At 71.0% G+C, this 18,570-nt stretch carries 17 protein-coding genes; 11 read left to right on the forward strand and 6 right to left on the reverse strand.

Going from position 1 to position 18,570, the window contains the following annotated elements; all coding sequences use genetic code 11:
- Positions 1 to 12 precede the first annotated feature (12 nt).
- Together purQ and purS are read right to left on the reverse strand one after the other, a co-directional pair.
- The gene (gene purQ / locus AB0N27_RS16835) at positions 13 to 696 is read right to left on the reverse strand and encodes a phosphoribosylformylglycinamidine synthase subunit PurQ (RefSeq protein ID WP_364369691.1); all 684 of its coding nucleotides are present in this window, start codon (positions 694 to 696) and stop codon (positions 13 to 15) included.
- Complete coding sequence (gene purS, locus AB0N27_RS16840) at positions 693 to 956, reverse strand: phosphoribosylformylglycinamidine synthase subunit PurS (RefSeq protein WP_030332194.1); 264 nt, start codon at positions 954 to 956, stop codon at positions 693 to 695. Before purS ends, purQ begins: the two co-directional genes overlap by 4 nt.
- 357 nt (positions 957 to 1,313) lie before the next feature.
- Here purS and AB0N27_RS16845 point away from each other — a divergent pair, with 357 nt between their 5' ends.
- Both AB0N27_RS16845 and AB0N27_RS16850 read left to right on the forward strand, forming a co-directional pair.
- On the forward strand, positions 1,314 to 1,997 hold the full coding sequence (locus AB0N27_RS16845) for a trypsin-like serine protease (RefSeq protein ID WP_364369694.1): 684 nt from the start codon (positions 1,314 to 1,316) through the stop codon (positions 1,995 to 1,997).
- A gap of 24 nt (positions 1,998 to 2,021) precedes the next feature.
- Positions 2,022 to 2,585 (forward strand): YbjQ family protein, encoded by a 564-nt coding sequence (locus AB0N27_RS16850; protein ID WP_364369697.1) that lies wholly within the window; start codon positions 2,022 to 2,024, stop codon positions 2,583 to 2,585.
- 11 nt (positions 2,586 to 2,596) lie between these two features.
- On the opposite strand, the gene purB is transcribed toward AB0N27_RS16850, so the two are convergent.
- On the reverse strand, positions 2,597 to 4,021 hold the full coding sequence (gene purB, locus AB0N27_RS16855) for an adenylosuccinate lyase (RefSeq protein ID WP_364369700.1): 1,425 nt from the start codon (positions 4,019 to 4,021) through the stop codon (positions 2,597 to 2,599).
- 174 nt (positions 4,022 to 4,195) lie between these two features.
- Here purB and AB0N27_RS16860 point away from each other — a divergent pair, with 174 nt between their 5' ends.
- On the forward strand, positions 4,196 to 6,505 hold the full coding sequence (locus AB0N27_RS16860; RefSeq protein WP_364369703.1) for a PKD domain-containing protein: 2,310 nt from the start codon (positions 4,196 to 4,198) through the stop codon (positions 6,503 to 6,505).
- Between the two features lie 65 nt (positions 6,506 to 6,570).
- On the opposite strand, the gene AB0N27_RS16865 is transcribed toward AB0N27_RS16860, so the two are convergent.
- Positions 6,571 to 6,756, reverse strand: coding sequence for a hypothetical protein (locus AB0N27_RS16865; protein WP_364369706.1), 186 nt, complete (start codon positions 6,754 to 6,756; stop codon positions 6,571 to 6,573).
- A gap of 124 nt (positions 6,757 to 6,880) precedes the next feature.
- Between AB0N27_RS16865 and AB0N27_RS16870 the strand changes: the two genes are divergently transcribed.
- Positions 6,881 to 9,211 (forward strand): PKD domain-containing protein, encoded by a 2,331-nt coding sequence (locus AB0N27_RS16870; protein WP_364369709.1) that lies wholly within the window; start codon positions 6,881 to 6,883, stop codon positions 9,209 to 9,211.
- 69 nt (positions 9,212 to 9,280) lie between these two features.
- On the opposite strand, the gene AB0N27_RS16875 is transcribed toward AB0N27_RS16870, so the two are convergent.
- Positions 9,281 to 10,573 carry an acetyl-CoA C-acetyltransferase gene (locus AB0N27_RS16875; protein WP_364369711.1) on the reverse strand — a complete coding sequence of 431 codons (1,293 nt, stop codon included), beginning with the start codon at positions 10,571 to 10,573 and terminating at the stop codon, positions 9,281 to 9,283.
- 56 nt (positions 10,574 to 10,629) lie between these two features.
- Between AB0N27_RS16875 and AB0N27_RS16880 the strand changes: the two genes are divergently transcribed.
- From AB0N27_RS16880 to AB0N27_RS16910, 7 genes are all read left to right on the forward strand, one after another.
- Positions 10,630 to 11,997, forward strand: a complete 1,368-nt coding sequence (locus AB0N27_RS16880) for a 3-oxoacyl-ACP reductase (RefSeq protein ID WP_364369714.1) — start codon at positions 10,630 to 10,632, stop codon at positions 11,995 to 11,997.
- Positions 11,998 to 12,128: 131 nt separating this feature from the next.
- Positions 12,129 to 12,944, forward strand: coding sequence for a MaoC/PaaZ C-terminal domain-containing protein (locus AB0N27_RS16885; RefSeq protein WP_364370799.1), 816 nt, complete (start codon positions 12,129 to 12,131; stop codon positions 12,942 to 12,944).
- 81 nt (positions 12,945 to 13,025) lie between these two features.
- Positions 13,026 to 13,778, forward strand: a complete 753-nt coding sequence (locus AB0N27_RS16890; protein ID WP_364369717.1) for an NUDIX domain-containing protein — start codon at positions 13,026 to 13,028, stop codon at positions 13,776 to 13,778.
- Positions 13,775 to 14,746, forward strand: coding sequence for a serine/threonine protein kinase (locus tag AB0N27_RS16895; protein ID WP_364369720.1), 972 nt, complete (start codon positions 13,775 to 13,777; stop codon positions 14,744 to 14,746). Before AB0N27_RS16890 ends, AB0N27_RS16895 begins: the two co-directional genes overlap by 4 nt.
- 9 nt (positions 14,747 to 14,755) lie before the next feature.
- Positions 14,756 to 15,715 carry a hypothetical protein gene (locus tag AB0N27_RS16900; RefSeq protein WP_364369723.1) on the forward strand — a complete coding sequence of 320 codons (960 nt, stop codon included), beginning with the start codon at positions 14,756 to 14,758 and terminating at the stop codon, positions 15,713 to 15,715.
- On the forward strand, positions 15,712 to 16,974 hold the full coding sequence (locus AB0N27_RS16905) for an adenylosuccinate synthetase (protein WP_364369726.1): 1,263 nt from the start codon (positions 15,712 to 15,714) through the stop codon (positions 16,972 to 16,974). The genes AB0N27_RS16900 and AB0N27_RS16905 overlap by 4 nt, the downstream gene beginning before the upstream one ends.
- Before the next feature lie 64 nt (positions 16,975 to 17,038).
- A complete protein-coding gene (locus AB0N27_RS16910; RefSeq protein ID WP_364369729.1) occupies positions 17,039 to 17,659 on the forward strand; it encodes a DedA family protein in 621 nt (206 codons plus the stop codon).
- 236 nt (positions 17,660 to 17,895) lie between these two features.
- Here the strand turns inward: AB0N27_RS16910 and AB0N27_RS16915 are convergent, their stop codons facing one another.
- Positions 17,896 to 18,534, reverse strand: coding sequence for a TetR/AcrR family transcriptional regulator (locus tag AB0N27_RS16915; RefSeq protein ID WP_364369731.1), 639 nt, complete (start codon positions 18,532 to 18,534; stop codon positions 17,896 to 17,898).
- Positions 18,535 to 18,570: the final 36 nt, after the last annotated feature.

The following is an 18,570-nucleotide window of genomic DNA, read 5'->3' on the forward strand; positions in this document are numbered from 1 at the left end:
TCGTGTCGCCGGTCACGCCGGCGTCCCCACCAGATGCTTGAGGACCGAGGTGAAGAAGCCGAGGCCGTCCAGCGAGGGGCCGGTGAGCGCCTCCACCGCGTGCTCGGGGTGCGGCATGATGCCGACGACGTTGCCGGCGGAGTTGGTGATCGCGGCGATGTCCCGCAGCGACCCGTTGGGGTTGCCGCCGACGTAGCGGGCGACCACGCGGCCCTCGGCTTCGAGCTGGTCCAGCGTCGCCGCGTCGGCGACGTAGCAGCCCTCGCCGTTCTTCACCGGGACGAGCACCTCCTGGCCGGGCTGGAACGTGTTGGTCCACGCCGTGCCTGCCGACTCGATGCGCAGCACCTGGTCCCGGTTGCGGAAGTGCAGGTGCTGGTTGCGGGTGAGCGCGCCCGGCAGCAGGTGCGCCTCGCAGAGGATCTGGAAGCCGTTGCAGATGCCGAGCACCGGCAGACCACCCTGGGCGGCGGCCACGATCGTCTCCATCACCGGCGCGAAGCGGGCGATGGCGCCGCAGCGCAGGTAGTCGCCGTAGGAGAAACCGCCGGGCAGGACCACCGCGTCGACCCGGTGCAGATCCGGGTCACCGTGCCAGAGCCGGACCGGCTCGGCGCCGGCGATCCGGACGGCCCGGGCCGCGTCCCCGTCGTCGAGCGAGCCGGGGAAGGTGACCACACCGACCCGGGCGGTCACGAGCGGGCGTCCGCGGTCTCGTCGGCCTCGACCAGGCGGACGGTGAAGTCCTCGATGACCGGGTTGGCGAGCAGCTTGTCGGCGATCTCCCGGGCGCGGTCCAGGTCCGGTTCACCTGTGAATTCGATCTCGATCCGCCTGCCGATCCGAACCGAGGCGACGTCGCTGACGCCGAGCCGGGGCAGCGCGTTTGCGACGGCCTGGCCCTGCGGATCGAGGATCTCGGGCTTGAGCATGACGTCGACGACGACGCGAGGCACTGGGCACTCCTGACTGTGTACGCAGTTGGGTGCCGACCCACAACGGGCGAGCGCAGCCAGCGTACCTGGCAGATTCCGTCGCGGACGCACCGGTCGGGTGCAGTTCAGACGGTGATCAACCTAACGGGTAACCAGGATGGTGCGCCAGTCAGGACACGCGGTCCCACCAGGGCATATACGGCGTCCAGGGTGGCCGAATCGTTACATTGGTTACCCTCGATCGAATTCTTGATAACGCCCGCCGTCCGCCCTACTCTACATCGACGCACCTCGATGCAGAGCGGTGGCGGGGACCTCCCGCCGTCGCCGTCCGGCACCCGGCGACCCCGGGCCCGCCCCGTCCAAGGAGTCCACCCGATGCGCATCCGTCCCCTGCTCGCCGTGCTCGGCACCGCGCTGGTCGGCGTCCTCGGCGCCACGTCCGGAGCGGTCGCCGCCCCGGCCGGCCCGCAACCCATCATCGGCGGCGGCACCGTCTCGTCGGCCCCCTGGGCCGCCGCGGTGTTCAGCAACGGCTCGTTCACCTGCTCCGGCAGCGTGATCGCCCCGCAGTGGGTGCTCACCGCCCGGCACTGCATCAGCGGCACCATGTCGGTACGCGTCGGAAGCGTGAACCGCACCTCCGGCGGGGTCACCCGCACGGTCAGCGCCACCTACACCCGCAACGACCTGGCCCTCATGCGCCTCTCCAGCACCGTCAGCACCTCGGCGGTGAGCCTGGCCAGCAGCAACCCGCCGATCAACTCGACCAACTCGATCTACGGCTGGGGCATGACCTGCTACAGCGGCTGCTCGGCGTCCACCACGCTGAAGACCGCTACCGTCCGGGTCACCAGCAACAGCGCCACCGACGCGTACGGCGGGCAGGCGATCCGCAGCACCCGGATCAACGGCAACGCCTGGCGCGGTGACTCCGGCGGACCGCAGTTCTACAACGGCCAGCAGGTCGGCGTCGCCTCCACCGCGGACGGGTCGAGCATCCAGAACTACGGCAGCGTTGCGTACAACCGGGCCTGGATCTCCTCGACTGCCGGTGTCTGACGGTTAGCGCCCCGCGCGGCGTGGATGGTCGACCGAGTGCCGACCGTCCGCGCCGCGCTGTTTTGCAGCATCCGATCAGGTGAACAATGCACCCGATCGGGGCTCCCCGCTCCTGACAGCATCGGAACCGTGCTGGTCGTGACGACGGATCAACTGCCCGGCTACGAGATCCGCCAGATCCTCGGTGAGGTGGTGTCATCGATGGCCAGGACGCGCAACCCGTACCGCGAGGGTGTCAAGAACCTGCGCGGTGGCGCGTACGACCCGATGGCACCTGACAACCTGACCCGGTGGCGTACCGACTCGGTGTCCCGCCTCGGCGAGGAGGCCCTGCGGCTCGGCGCGAACGCCGTGATCGGTATGCGGTTCGACAGCCGGGACTGCGGCGAGATGTGGATGGAGATCTGCGCGTACGGCACTGCGGTGATCGCCGTACCCAAGATGCCCGAGGTCATGCCCTCCGACCAGCCGGTGGTGGCGGCGGAGACCGCCACCGACCCGGCCTTCGCCGAGTCTCTCGGCGGCATCGCCGAACCCGCAAGCGCCCCCAACCTGAGAACCGCCGCCGAGACCCCCACCGGCGAGTAACCTCGGCGGGGTTACAGGATCGGGGGCGGGGAGTACGTGGCGGCGTGCGGGTGGGCCTCCACCACCTTGGTGATACGCCTGGTCACCGCCTGGACCTGGGCCGTCGCGGTGCCGACGAAGGCGGTCCGGTCGGCGACCAGGGTGTCGATGTCGGCGCGGGACAGGCCCAGCCGGCCGTCGGCGGCCAAGCGGTCGAACAAATCGTTCTCCGGGGCACCCTTCTCACGCATGGCAAGCGCCACGGCGACCGCGTGCTCCTTGATCACCTCGTGCGCGACCTCCCGACCGACGCCCCGCCGCACGGCCGCCACCAGGATCTTCGTGGTGGCCAGGAACGGAAGGAACCGCTCCAGCTCCCGGTTGATCACCGCCGGGTACGCGCCGAACTCGTCGAGCACCGTGAGGAACGTCTGGAACAGCCCGTCGGCGGCGAAGAACGCGTCCGGCAGGGCCACCCGCCGGACCACCGAGCAGGACACGTCCCCCTCGTTCCACTGGTCACCGGCCAGCTCACCGACCATCGACAGGTAACCCCGGATGATCACCGCGAAGCCGTTCACGCGCTCCGAGGAGCGGGTGTTCATCTTGTGCGGCATCGCGCTGGAGCCGACCTGACCCGGCTTGAAGCCCTCGGTCACCAACTCCTGGCCGACCATCAGCCGGATCGTGGTGGCCAGCGACGACGGCGCGGCCGCTACCTGCGCCAACGCGGCAAGTACGTCGAAGTCCAACGAGCGCGGGTAGACCTGCCCCACGCTGTCCAGCACCCGCGAGAAGCCCAGGTGCTCGGCGATCCGGCGCTCCAGGTCGGCCACCCTGTCGGCGTCGCCGTCGAAGAGGTCGAGCTGGTCGGCGGACGTGCCGACCGGGCCCTTGATCCCCCGCAGCGGGTAGCGGGCGATCAGCTCCTCCAGTCGCTCGTACGCGATCAGCAGCTCCTCCGCCGCCGACGCGAAGCGCTTGCCCAGCGTGGTGGCCTGCGCCGCCACGTTGTGCGAGCGGCCGGTCATCACCAGCTCGGAATGCTCGTGGGCCAGCCAGGCCAGCCGGGCGAGGGTGGCCACCACCCGGTCCCGGATCAGCTCCAGCGAGGCACGCACCTGAAGTTGCTCGACGTTCTCGGTGAGGTCCCGCGAGGTCATCCCCTTGTGCACGTGCTCGAAGCCGGCGAGCGCGCTGAACTCCTCGATCCGGGCCTTCACGTCGTGCCGGGTGACCCGCTCCCGCTCGGCGATCGAGGCGAGGTCGACCTGGTCGAGCACCCGCTCGTACGCCTCGACCACGCCGTCCGGCACCGGTACGCCAAGATCACGCTGGGCGCGGAGCACGGCGAGCCAGAGCCGCCGCTCCATCCGGACCTTCTCCTCGGGCGACCAGAGGGCGACCAACTCGGGTGAGGCGTACCGGTTGGCGAGCACGTTGGGGATCGTCGTCACGTACCTCATTCTCTCCTACCCGGCGGTTCGCCCAGCCGGGAGGCCACGCCGGGAGCCGGTGGGGCGTGTCAGCCGTTTTGTCGCCCGGGACGTCGTGCTGGCAGCAGGTATCGGATCATGGTCTCCATCTGATCTCCGGCGAAGCCGAATCCACCTTCTCGACAGAGGGCATGCATGCGTAGAAGATCCCTCGCCGGCCTCACCGCGATCGCGGTGACCGGCGGCACCCTGTTGGCCACCGGCGCACCCGCCCAGGCGGCCGAACCGACCCTGTATGTCAAGAAGGCCGCCGCGAACTGCTCCGACCAGGGGCCCGGCTCCTCGACGGAGCCGTTCTGCACGATCGGCGCCGCCACCGCCGTGGCCACCGCCGGCCAGACCGTCCGCGTCTACGACGGGGACTATGCCGAGCGCGTCACCTTCACCCGCTCCGGCACCCCCGACGAGCCGATCGGCTTCATCGCCAACGGCAGTGCGGTCAGGCTCGTCGGGCCGACCGCGGGCCTGGTCATCGACGGCCAGCACGACATCGGCCTCCAGGACTTCAAGGTGGCCGGAACGGGGCTCGACATCCCCGCCCTGGACATCCGCAACTCCTCGAACATCGAGGTCGCCGGCGGCACCTACACGATGGCCAGCGCCGCGACGGCACCCGCCGTGCGGCTCACCGGAGTGACGATGGCCAGCCTGCGGGACATCATCGGCACCGGGACGGCGCTCGCCAACGGAATCACTGTGGACGCCACCTCCACCGACGTGACCGTGGAGCGCGCGACGGTGGGCAGCGACTCGAAGTACGACACCGCCGCCCACAGCTCGGGCATCCGGATCGAGGGAACACGCACCTCCGTCCTCGACACCGTCGTCGGCGGCTTCACCGGCGCCGCCATCGAGATCGCGCCGGGCGCCTCCGGCACTGTTCTGGCCAACAACGACATCAGGGGCGGGGCCGGTCACGGCATCCACAACCGTGGGGCCGCCAACACGGCGATCACCAACAACTCCATCAAGGACCGCTGCGTCGACGGCGTCCGGGTCGACGGGGCGTCCTCCGCTGTCTCCGTGCAGAACAACACGTTCAGCAGCAACGGTCACCACAGCCAGGCGTTCTGCGACCCGCAGGCCGTCGGCGGCGTTGAGATCGGGGTCCACGACGAAGCTCTGAGCAGCACGGTCGTCGACTACAACAACACGTACCACGGCTCTTCTCCGTCCTCGACGAACTACTCCTGGAACGGGACCGTCATGGGCCTGGCCCAGTTCCGTACCGCGTCCGGCCAGGCCGCGCACGACCGGGACACGGCGAACGCCACCGACCGGATCGACTCGGCGAACTCGGCGGCACCCGGCTTCCCGGAGCTCGACAGCCAGAACCAGTCGCGCCGCGACGACCCGGCCGTGACGAACACCGGTGCCGGCCCGATCACGTACGCCGACCGGGGCATCATCGAGAGCGTCAAGTCCCCGACCGCGTCCTTCGACGTCGCGTTGGGCCCGAGTGCGAGCGCGGTCACCGTGGACGCCTCCGCCTCCACGCCGGGTTTCGTCCCGATCAGGGAGTACGTGTTCAACTTCGGCGACGGGACAAACGTCGTCACCCAGTCCGCCCCGACCGTCACGCACTGGTACGCCACCCCGGGCACGTACGACATCACCGTCACCGTCCGCGGCGAGGACGAGATGCAGGGCAACAGCACCGAGCAGGTGAGCGTGCTGCGGCGGACCGCGAGCGTGGGTCTGCTCGCGCTGTCCAACCTCAGGTACATCGGTGCCGTACCCATGCGACCGGACCAGGCCAGCCTGACCGCCGCCGCGCAGTACGACCTGGCGGACGCCGGCAACGGCCAGGTCGCCCTCTTCGCACGAGCCAACGGCCGTTACGTCACGCAGTCGGCAAACGAGAACCTGGACGCCGAGAGCCAGGTCGTCGGCGCGACGGAGAAGTTCACGGTCGTGCGGAACACCGACGGCACCGTCAGCCTCAGGGCGAACAACGGCCTGTACGTCACCGCCGACCCCAGCGGCTCCTTCACGGTGTCGGCGAGCAGTCCGGCGATCAGCACCTGGGAGAAGTTCCACCAGGTCCCGGTCGTCGACGCGAACAGGTCGCTGAAGGCCAGCGTGAACGGCCGTTTCGTGATGTCCGACAACACCGGGACGAAACCGCTGATCGCGAGTTCGACGACCGCCAGCACGTGGGAGCGGTTCGACATCGTCGACCTGGGCAACGGGCAGGTCGCCCTGCTCGCCCGCGCCAACAGGCGCTTCGTCACTGCCGACGGCGCCGGCAGCAAGCCGCTGATCGCGACCCGTCCCACGGTCAGCCTGTGGGAGCAGTTCACGATGGTCCGCAACAGTGATGGCACGGTCAGTTTCAAGGCCACCGTCAACAACAAGTACGTGAGCGCCGACGGCGCGGGCAGCAAGCCGTTGATCGCCAACGGCCCCGCAGTCAGCACCTGGGAGAAGTTCACCCTCGGCTGAGTCGTCCCCGCCGTTCGACGCCCGCCGGACCTTCGGGTCCGGCGGGCGTCGCCGTGTGAAGGGGGTCAGCGCAACTCGTACACAGTGACGCTGCCGGAGACGAGACGCACCTGGGCCAGCCCGGCCAGCGCCTGTGACACATCGCCGGCCCGCGTGTCGGCGAACAGCCAGCTGACCGCGCCGAGCCAGGTGGCGAGGCGCAGCGGCGCGGCGGAGAAGTTGGCGACGCTGTCCCAGGCGAGCGCGGTCATCCGCGGCCGGAACCGTACCGGTGGCCGTTTTGTCGCCCCGGTCAGCGCCTCGACCTGGTGTGGTGCAGGATCAGCCGCATCTGATTCCGGCGTCGCCGGGTCCTCCTTTTCCCTCGGGGCCAGCATGCGTAAATCCCTTTTCTCCGGTCTCGTGACCACCGTCCTGACCGGCGGCGCCCTGATGGGCACCACAGTGCCCGCCCACGCCGACACACCGACGACGCTGTACGTCCGGCAGAATCCCTCCGCCAACTGCTCCGACGCGTACCCGGGCACCCTGGCGCAGCCGTTCTGCTCGATCGGGGCCGCCGCCGCGATCGTCACCGCCGGGCAGACGGTCGACATCGGTGGCGGTGTCTACCTGGAGCGGGTAAACGTCACCGCGTCCGGCACCCCGCAACAGCCGATCGTGTTCACTACCAACGCCAGCTCCAACTCGGCCACCGTGTCCGGCGCGACGGCCGGTTTCGTCATCGACGGCCAGCACGACGTCGTGTTGCAGAACTTGCGCGTCTTCGGGTCAGCGAGCGTGCCAACCGTGGACGCCAGCAACTCGTCGGGCGTCACCATCCGCGGTGGCGTCTACGGTCTGAACAGACCCGCGAACTCCCCCGTGATCCGGTTCGCCGGTATCACCGGTTCGAGCGTGTCGAATACGACAGTCATCGGTTATGCCTCCACCGCCGGCGTCGCCGTGGACGCGGCCAGCAGCGACGTCCACATCCTGGGCACGACCGTTCAGGGCGATGCCAGCTACACCGCCGCCGACCACACCGTCGGCGTCCGGATCGACGGGCCGCGCAACTCGTACGTGGGTGGCCAGGTCCACGGCTTCACGGACGCGGCCGTCGCGCTCGGCCCGGACGCGACCGGCACCGTGGTGGCCAACAACCTGATCACCGGCGGCGCCGGTCACGGCGTGCACAACAACGGTGCCACCGATACGGCGATCGCCAACAACACGATCAAGGACCGCTGCCGCGACGGCATCCGCGTCGACGGAGCCTCGTCCGGCGTCTCCGTCCAGAACAACGTGCTCGCGGTGAACGGTTACTTCAGCCAGGGCTACTGCGACCCGGCGTTCCTCGACGGCGTCGAGATCGGCGTCTACGACGGCGCCGTCGGCAAGACGGTTGTCGACTACAACAACGCCCACCACTACTACAACGACTCCCCGCAGATCTACGCCTGGAACACCCGGATGGGCCTCGCGGCGTTCCGGGCGGCCTCCGGTCAGGCCGCGCACGACCGGGAGACCGGACAGGCCCCGGACAGCTACGACTCGGCGAACTCCGCAGCCCCCGGCTACCCCGAACTCGACCGCACCGGACAGCAACGGATCGACGACCCGACAGTGCCGAACACCGGCGCCGGCCCGGTCACCTACGCCGACCGAGGCGCCGTGGAAACCATCCGCACCCCCGTGGTGCGGTTCGATATCGGCCTGAACCTGGAGAACCGCTCGGTGACCGTGGACGCGTCCGCCTCCACCCCCGGCCTGGCCCCGATCGCCTCCTACGAGTTCAGGTTCGGCGACAACAGCGTAGTCACCCAGGCCGGCCCGATCGCCTCGCACACCTACACGCGTGCCGACCGCTACACCCTGAGTATCAAAATCATCGGCACCGACGGCCGGTCGACGACTCGTAACGAGCAGGTCAGCGTGTTGCAACAGACGGGCACGTTGGGGCTGCGCGCCCTGTCCAACCGCCGCTACGTCAGCTACGAGACCGGTTCCGGTCTCCAGCCGAACCAGACCGAACCGGGCGCGACCGCGCAGTTCGACCTGGCGGACGCGGGCAACGGCAAGATCGCCCTCTTTTCCCGGGCGGTTGGTCGCTACGTCGCCATCTCGGAATTCGACAACACCATGCTGACCGCGGAGAGCATTCTCGTGGACAAGCGGGAGGCGTTCACGCTGATCCGCAACAGCGACGGCACCATCAGCCTCCAGGCCCCCATCACCGCGCAGTACGTCACCGCTGACCCCAGCGGCACCGTCGCGATGAGTGCCAGTAGCCCCACGATCAGCACGTGGGAGAAGTTCTTCCAGGTCAAGCCCTCGGAGGCGAACACGTCCCTGAAGGCCCGGATCAATGGCCGCTACGTCAGCGCGGACGGCGCCGGCGCCAAGCCCCTGATCGCCTCCGCCCCGACGGCGAGCCTGTGGGAGCGGTTCGACTTGGTGCAGCTCAGCGACGGACATGTCGGCCTCCTCGCGCGGGTCAACAACCGCTTCGTCTCCGCCGACGGCGCGGGCTCCAAGCCCCTCATCGCGAACGCGCCGACGGCCAGCACCTGGGAACGCTTCGACATGGTCTACAACAGCGACGGCACGATCAGCCTCAGAGCCAGCATCAACAACAAGTTCGTCAGCGCGGACGGCGCCGGCTCCAAGCCCCTGATCGCCAACGGTCCGGCCATCAGCACCTGGGAGAAGTTCACCCTCGGCTGATCCGCACCGCACGATCGACGCCCGCCAGACCCTCGGGTCCGGCGGGCGTCGTCGTTCACAGCCCTCTGCTCAGCGTTCCAGGATCGCCGTCACGCCCTGGCCGCCTGCGGCGCAGATGGAGATCAGTCCTCGTCCGCTGCCCTTCTCGGCCAGCAGCTTCGCCAGCGTGGCCACGATCCGGCCGCCGGTGGCGGCGAACGGGTGGCCGGCGGCCAGCGACGAACCGTTGACGTTGAGCCGGTCGGTGTCGATCGCGCCGAGCGGAGCGTCCAGGCCGAGCCGGTCCTTGCAGAACTCCGGCGACTCCCAGGCGGCGAGGGTGGCCAGCACCTGCGACGCGAACGCCTCGTGGATCTCGTAGTAGTCGAAGTCCTGCAACGTGAGCCCGGCCCGGGCCAGCATCCGGGGCACCGCGTACGCGGGGGCCATCAGCAGCCCTTCGTCGCCGTGCACGAAGTCCACCGCCGCCGTCTCGGACCAGCTGAACCAGGCCAGCACCGGCAGGTTGTGCGCCGCCGCCCACTCCTCGCTGGCCAGCAGCACCGTCGAGGCGCCGTCGGTGAGCGGCGACGAGTTGCCTGCGGTCATCGTGGCGTGCTCGGCGTCCGGACCGCGGGTGCCGAAGACCGGCTTGAGCGAGCCGAGCTTCTCCACGCTTGTGTCCGGGCGGAGGTTCTGGTCGCGGGTGAGCCCCAGGTACGGCGTCATGAGGTCGTCGAAGAAGCCCCTGTCGTACGCGGCGGCGAGTCGCTGGTGCGACCGCAACGCCAGTTCGTCCTGGGAGCGCCTGTCGATCTGCCAGCGCACTGCGGTCTGGGCGGCGTGGTCCCCCATGGACAGGCCGGTACGCGGTTCGGCGTTGCGGGGGATGTCCGGCTTGAACGGCTGGAGCGGGCGCAGCTTCGCGGCGATCTTCAGCCGTTCGCCGAGGGTGCGGGCGGAGTTGAGTTTGAGCAGCGTACGGCGCATGTCCTCGTTGACGGCGAGGGGTGCGTCGGAGGTGGTGTCGACACCACCGGCGATGCCCACGTCGAGCTGCCCGAGGGCGATCTTGTTGGCGACCAGGATCGTGGCCTCCAGGCCGGTGCCGCAGGCCTGCTGGATGTCGTACGCGGGGGTGTGCGGGTCGAGTCGCGACCCGAGGACGACCTCGCGGGTGAGGTTGAAGTCACGGGAGTGCTTGAGCACGGCTCCGGTGACCACCTCGCCGACCCGCTGCCCGGCCAGCCCGTACCTGGCGATGAGACCGTCCAGCGCGGCGCCGAGCAGGTCGGCGTTTGACGCGTCCGCGTAGCGGGAGTTCGAACGGGCGAAGGGGATGCGGTTGCCCCCGATGACCGCGACCCGCCGGATGCTCTGCACGATCCGCCTCCTCCGAGATGTGTTGCACCAACCCTACTCGCCAGTAGGCTACGCCCATGACCGACAGGTACGCGAGCTTCGTCCAATCGGCCGCCGGCCGCACGCTGGTCAAGCGCCTCGGGCTTCCCGACCCGCCCCGACTGCGCCGGCACCACCCCGGCGACCCGCTGCTGACCGGGCCGGCCCTGCTGGGTGCGTCCACCGGCGGCCGGCTCGCCGAGCCGGTCGCGGAGATCCTGACCGCCGCCGGGGTCGAGCTGGCCGACCCGGCCGCCGAGCCGCAGACCGACACCCCGCAGCGGTACGCTGCGCTGCTCTTCGACGCCACCGGGATCACCGATTCGAGCGGCCTGCGCCAGCTCTACGACTTCTTCCACCCGCAGGCCCGGTCCGTGCTGGCCAGCGGCCGGGTGATCGTGCTCGGCACCCCGCCGGACGAGTGCCCGACGCCTCGCGAGGCGACCGCGCAGCGCGCCCTGGAGGGGTTGGTGCGCAGCATCGGCAAGGAGTTCGGCCGGGGCACCACCGCGCAGCTCGTCTACGTGACCCGTGACGCAAGCGCCGCCGGCACCCGAACGAGCCTCGAATCGACGGTGCGGTTCCTCCTGTCCGGCCGGTCCGCGTACGTCTCGGGGCAGGTCGTCCGGGTCGGCGCCGGCGAGGCGAGCGCCCCGGCGGACTGGGACCGCCCGCTGGACGGGCAGGTCGTGCTTGTCACCGGCGCGGCCCGGGGCATCGGCGCGGCGCTTGCGAAGGTGCTCGCCCGCGACGGCGCGCAGGTGATGGCCCTGGACATCCCGGCTGCGGGTGACGCCCTCGCGGCGGTGGCGAACGAGATCGGCGGAACCGCCGTGCAGCTCGACCTGACCGCACCGGACGCGCCCACCCGGCTCGCCGACCACCTGGCCAGCCGGCACGGTCGGGTCGACGTGGTGGTGCACAACGCCGGAATCACCAGGGACAAGACGCTCGGCCGGATGGACGCCGACAGGTGGGATCAGGTGATCGACGTCAACCTCTCCAGCCAGGAGCGGATCAACGACGTACTGCTGGAGCGGGGGCTGATTCCGACCGGCGGGCGGATCGTGGCGGTCTCCTCGATCGCCGGGATCGCCGGAAACCGGGGGCAGACCAACTACGCCACGAGCAAGGCCGGCGTCATCGGGCTTGTCGACTCGCTCGCCCCGGCCCTGCGTGAGCGGGGAATCAGCGTCAACGCGGTGGCCCCCGGTTTCATCGAGACCCGGTTGACCGCGCGCATCCCGCTCATGGTCCGGGAGGCGGGCCGGCGGATGAACAGCCTGTCGCAGGGCGGGCTACCGGTGGATGTGGCCGAGACGATCGGCTGGCTGGCCTGGCCGGCGTCCGGCGCGGTCAGCGGCAACGTGGTCCGGGTCTGCGGCCAGAGCCTGCTGGGGGCGTGATGGGCGGCGCGGACGACGAGCTCTCACTGCACGAGCTGATCGACGGCCCGACGGAGACGCTGTCGGCGCGGACCCAGGCCGCGGCACGGCGTCCGGAGTCGGGCGGCCGCACTCTGGTGGAGCTGCCCCGGATGCCGGCGGCCGGCCCGCTGTACGGGCGGGCCGTGCTCGGCGCGCTGCCGGGCCTCGGCGGCGGCCGGCGCGGGACCGACCTGCCGACTGTCGAGTTGGCCGCCGGCGGGGTGACAGTCGACCGGGCGCACCTGGCCGACTACGACCGGGTCTGCGGGTTCCGTCTCACCGATCGACTGCCTGCCACGTATCCGCACGTCATGGGCTTTCCGCTGGCGCTGCGTCTGATGACCGCGCCGGAGTTCCCCATCCCGCTGATCGGCCTGGTGCACATCGGCAACCGGATCACCGTGCACCGCCCGATCACCGCTGACGAGACTGTCGACTTCACCACGTACGCGCAGGACCTGCGTCCGCACGACCGGGGCCGGCAGGTGGACGTGGTGCTTGTCGGCTCGGTCGACGGGGAGGAGGTCTGGCGCGGCGTCTCGACGTACCTGGGTCGGGAACGCACGTCCGGTGGCGGTGCGCGGGGTGAGCGTCCCGAGGCACCAGCCGCTTCGGCCCGTTGGCGTGTGGAGCCCGGCGTCGGCACCGGGTATGCGCGGGTGTCCGGGGACCACAACCCGATCCACACGTCCCGGCTCGGGGCGCGGCTGTTCGGGTTCCGCCGGCCGATCGCGCACGGCATGTGGAGCAAGGCGCGCTGCCTCGCCGCGATGGAGAGCCGGCTGCCGGACGCCTACACGGTCGAGGTCGCCTTCAAGTTGCCGGTGTCCCTGCCGAGCACTGTCAGCTTCGCCCTCCTGCCGGACGGCGGGTTCGCCCTGCACGACTCGCGTGGTCGACCGCATCTGGCAGGTCTTCTGCGCTGACGCGATTTCGGGCTTGGCAGGGAGGCCGTCGTGCGCTAAGTTGTTCTCACGTTGAGATGTTCTCAGAGTGAGGGTGACGGGATGAACGAGCAGGAGTTCCTGGAGGCGTACGACCCCCGGGCCTACCCGTCGGTCGCCGTGACAGTCGACGTGGTGGCGTTGACCATCCGCGACGACGCGCTGCACCTGCTGCTGATCAGGCGCGGCCAGGCACCCTTCGAGGGTCACTGGGCGTTGCCCGGCGGCTTCGTCCAACCCGACGAGGACCTGAGCGCCGGCGCCCGACGGGAGCTGGCCGAGGAGACCGGGCTCGGCGGCGAAGGGCTGCGCCGCGTACACCTGGAGCAGTTGGGCAGCTACGGCGATCCCGACCGTGACCCGCGGATGCGCGTTGTCTCGATCGCCCACCTCGCGTTCGCCCCGGACCTGCCGGACCCGGCCGCCGGCACCGACGCCGACGAGGCGCTCTGGCTGCCGGTGACCGCGTTGACCAGCCGGCAGCTCGCCTTCGACCACGGCCGGATCATCGACGACGCGCTGGAGCGCGCCCGGTCCAAGCTGGAGTACACGCCGCTGGCCACCCGCTTCCTCGCCACCGAGTTCACCATCAGCGAGCTACGCGCCGTCTACGAGACGGTCTGGGGTCACCCGCTGCACGCCGGCAACTTCCACCGCAAGGTGCTCTCCGTCCCCGGCCTCGTGGAGAGCACAGGCGCCAGCACCGAACGCGGCGGCACCCGGGGCGGCCCCCGCGCCCGGCTCTACCGGGCCGGCGACGCCCGACTGCTGCACCCGGCGCTGCTGCGCCCCGCCCGCGAGGAGACCGTGCGATGAGAACCGCCGAGGCCATCGACCTGGTCACGGCCGCCCGCACCGACACAGACCTGTTCGGCACGGACCACCCGGCCCGCCGCTACCGCGAGCTGGTCGCGGCCCTGCACCCCGACCGCCTGCCGGCCGACCCTGCGGTACGCGCCCAGGCCACCGACGCGTTCGTCCACGTCACCACCAGGTGGCAGGCCCGGCAGGTCACCGTCATCGGCGACTACCGCCTCGGCGCGCCGGCCCACTCGGGTGACCTGGCCGACCTCTACGACGTGGGCGACGACCGCCTCCTCAAGCTGCCCCGACGCCCCAGCGACAACGACCTGATGGCCCGCGAGGCGCACGCCCTACGCACCATCGCCGAGCGCGGCGACCCGCGTTACCTGCCGTACGTGCCCCGGCTCGTCGACGAGTTTCCGCACCGCGACACCTCGACCGGTGCCGAACGGCGGATCAACGTCCTCGCCACCGCGCCCGGCCTGCACGACCTGACCGAGGTACGGCGCGCGTACCCCGACGGGTTGGACGCCCGGGACGTGGCCTGGATGTGGCGGCGGCTGCTGGTGGCGCTCGGCCTGGCCCACCGGGCGGGCGTGGTGCACGGCGCGGTCCTGCCACCACACGTGCTGATCGAGCCGGACGCCCACGGCGTCGTGCTGATCGACTGGTGCTTCTCCGCCCCGATCGGTGGCACGATCCCGGCGATGGTGCCCGGTCACCAGGACTGGTATCCGCCGGAGGTCTTCCAGAAGCGGCCCAGCGGGCCGGGCACCGACATCTGGATGGCCACCCGCTGCATGACCTCGCTGCTCAACCGCCACGCACCCCGCGAGCTGCTCGACTTCGCCCAGGACTGCCGGCACCGCTTCCTCGCCGACCGGCCCGACGACGCCTGGCGGCTGCTCCGCGACCTCGACCAGGTGCTGGACCGGCTCTACGGGCCACGCACCTTCCGACCCTTCACCCTTACCCCCTGAGGAGCTGTCATGGGCAGTGGAACCTGGTCCACCGACGTGTACGACGCCGCCGACCACTACCGGCGCAGGACCGGCCGCAGCGCGTTCTCCTACAGCGACAGCGGGGCGCGCACCGTGCACCCCGCGCTCGACCCCCGCGACGCGACACGCGAGAGCCGCGACTCGGACGAGCACCCCCGCTCGACGCCAGTCGCGGTGCTCTTCGACGTGACCGGCTCGATGCTCAAGGTGCCGCGCGTCCTGCAGACCAAGCTGCCGCAGCTGCTCGGGCTGCTGCAACGGCAGGGCTACGCCAGCGACCCGCAGATCATGTTCGGCGCGATCGGCGACGCCACCTGCGACCGGGTGCCGTTGCAGGTGGGCCAGTTCGAGTCGGACAACCGGATGGACGACGACCTCGGCCGGATCGTCCTCGAAGGCGGTGGCGGTGGGCAGATGACCGAGTCGTACGAGCTGGCCATGTACTTCATGGCCCGGCACACCACCACCGACAACTGGGAGAAGCGCGGCCGGCGCGGCTACCTGTTCATCATCGGCGACGAGCTGGCGTACCCGCAGGTCAAGGCGCGGGAGGTGACCGGCCTGATCGGCGACGAGCTGGCCGAGGACCTGCCGCTGCGGCAGGTCGTGGACGAGGTGACCCGCCGCTGGGACACCTACTACCTGCTCCCCGCCGGCAGCCACTACTCCGGCAACGCCAAGGTCCTGGACTTCTGGCGGGACCTGCTCGGGCAGAACGCCGTCGTGCTCGACGACCTCGACGCGGTCTGCGAGACCATCGCGCTCACCATCGGCCTCGGCGAGCAGGCCATCGACCTCGACGAGGGTCTTCGCCACCTGGACCGCGCCGGCTCCGGTGCCACCCGGACCGTCTCCAAGGCCCTGGCCCGCCTCGGCCGGGGGCGGCGGGCCGAGGTGTCGACGCTGCCGGCGTTCCGCGACACGGCAGGTGGGGTGACCCGGCTGTGAGGCACGTGGCGGTGGTCGACCTCGGCTACGGCGACGCCGGCAAGGGCACTGTCGTGGACTGGCTCTGCGCCACCCGCCCGGTGCACACGGTGGTCCGCTTCAACGGGGGCGCGCAGGCGGCGCACAACGTCGTCATGCGCGACGGGCGGCACCACACGTTCGCGCAGTTCGGGGCGGGCACGTTCCACCCGGGTGTACGTACGCACCTGTCGCGACACGTGGTGGTGGACCCGCTGGCGCTGGCCGCCGAGGCCGACCACCTCGCCACGGTGGGGGTGCCCGACGCGCTGGACCGGCTGACCGTCGACGGGGACGCGCTGCTCGCCACCCCGTACCACCGGGCCGCCAACCGGGCCCGCGAGATCGCCCGGGGAGCCGACCGGCACGGCTCCTGCGGGCTGGGGGTGGGTGAGGCCGTCGCGTACGGTCTCGCCCACCCCGACGACGCGCCCCGGGTCGCCGACTGCCGCCGACCGGCGCTGCTGCGCCGCAGGTTGACCGCCCTGCGGGATCGGCTCACCGCCGAACTCGGCAGGCTGGACGCGCCGCCGGTCGAGGACTGCCTGCCCGCGTTCAGCGGGTTCGCCGGGCGGGTCGCGATCGTCGACGGGGCGTGGCTCGCCGGAGCACTGCGCGCCGGGACCTGCGTTTTCGAGGGCGCGCAGGGCGTGCTGCTGGACGAGTGGCACGGCTTCCACCCGTACACGACGTGGAGCACCACGACGTTCGCCAACGCCGACAGTCTGCTCGCCGAGGCGGGTCTGGCCGGCGAGGTGACCCGGATCGGGGTGCTGCGCGTGGTCACCACCCGGCACGGGCCCGGCCCGCTGGTGACCGAGGACCCGGCCCTGCCCTTCGCCGACCCGCACAACCCGACGAACCCGTGGCAGGGCCGGTTCCGGTTCGGCCACTTCGACGCGGTCGCCCACAGGTACGCCCTCGACGTGGCCGGCGGGGTGGACGGCCTGGCGCTCACCCACCTCGACCTGGCGGGCCCCGATCTGCGGATCTGCCGCCGCTACGACACCACCGCGTGGCTCGCCCCGGGCCCACCCGGTGACCTGGACCGACAGGCCGCGCTCACGGACCGCCTGCTGCGTTCCCGCCCGGTCTACGACGATCCGCCCGCCGACTGGGCGGAGGCGTTACGCGCGGAGCTGGGCGCACCGGTGGTGCTCACGTCGCGGGGCCCCACCGCCGACGACAAGACTCCGCACGGCCCGCTGCTCGCCCCGCCGGCCCTGGTGTGCTCGGCCTGACGTCCGGAGGGGGCGATCCGGCGACTCGGCCACCGAGCGGCGCACGCCCGGCGAGCATTGATGCATGGACGCCCTGCTCGACCTCCTGCGTGGGACCGTCACGTCACCCTGGGTGTACCTGGTGATCTTCGGGCTCACCGCTGTCGACGCGTTCTTCCCCGCGGTGCCGGGCGAGGCAGCGGTGATCACCGCGGGGGTGCTCGCGGCGAGCGGCGAGCACCCCAGCCTGACCCTGGTGATCGTGAGCGCCGCCATCGGCGCGCTGGTCGGCGACCACATCTCGTACGCCATCGGTCGGGGCGGCGGCGCACGCCGGCTGGCCCGGCTGCCCGACGGCAGCCGCCGCCGGGCCAGCTCCGAGTGGGCCCGCCGCGCCGTGGACCGGCGCGGCGGGATGATCCTGACCACCAGCAGGTACGTGCCGGGCGGCCGCACCGCCGTCACTCTCACCATGGGGGCGGTGCGCTATCCCCGGCGGCCGTTCCTGCTGTACGACAGCATCGCGACGGTCAGCTGGGCGCTGTACTGCGGACTGCTCGGCTACTTCGGTGGGCTGGCCTTCGAACGAGACCCGGTGAAGGGCGTGCTGGCCGGTGTGGGAATTTCGGTGGTCGTCACGTTCGGACTGGAGGGGATCCGGTGGCTGCGCCGTCGGGCGCACCGCCAGGCCGCCTCCCGGCACTGACGGGCGAGCACGTCACAGCAGATCGGCGTCGTACACCAGGATCGCCACCTGGACACGGTTGGCCACCTGAAGCTTCGCCACCCGCTGCGGGGGCTGCTACTCGGTCTGGGCCTCGCGCTGACGGTGACGCTGGTCGTCGAGGTGGTCCGTTGGTTGCGCAAGCGCCGCCGGCCCGCGCGGCCGGCGTCGGTGACCGCGCCGCTGGGCCGGACCCCGGTGCGGTGACGTCCAAGTGGTCAGTCGACAGGCGGACGCCAGGTGACTCCGTGCAGGAGTTGGGCGGCGCCGAGCCAGGCCACGTTCATCATGCGGGTGGCCGTCTTCTCCGGGTCGGCGTCCGGATGGTCCGCGAGCCAGTCGGCGAGCGACTCGGACGCGCCGACAAGCGCGTACGCGACGACCTCCAGGTCGATGGCGGCGATCTCGCGGCCCTCGGCGCGCAGCGCGTGGTCGAGCATCCCGGCGACCACCTCGACCAACCGGGCCCGCATGGCTGCCAGCTCGCCGGCGAACGGCTGCTCGCCCCGGGCCTGCCGGTAGAGCACAGCCCACCCGTCGCGGTGTGCGCCCACGAAGCCGAAGAACGCCCGCAGCCCGCGCCAGAGCCGTTCGTCGGCCGGCAGGTCCGGGGCGGCGGCACCGGCGATGGCCTGCATCATCCGGGTCCCCTCCCGGTGCAGGCAGGCGACGAAGAGTTCCTCCTTGGTGCCCAGGTACGCGTACACCATGGGCTTGGAGATGCCGGCGTCCTCCGCGATCTCGTCCATGCTGGCGGCGTGGAAGCCGCGCCGGGAGAAGACCTTCACTGCCGCGTCGAGCATCTGCTGCTCGCGGACGGCCCGTGGCAGGCGCTTGAAGGCGGGGACGGTGGACACCTTGCGAGCATACCTACTCGTGCGTAGGGTTACGCA

The sequence above is a fragment of the Micromonospora sp. NPDC093244 genome (genome assembly GCF_040683695.1).
Lineage (GTDB): Bacteria > Actinomycetota > Actinomycetes > Mycobacteriales > Micromonosporaceae > Micromonospora.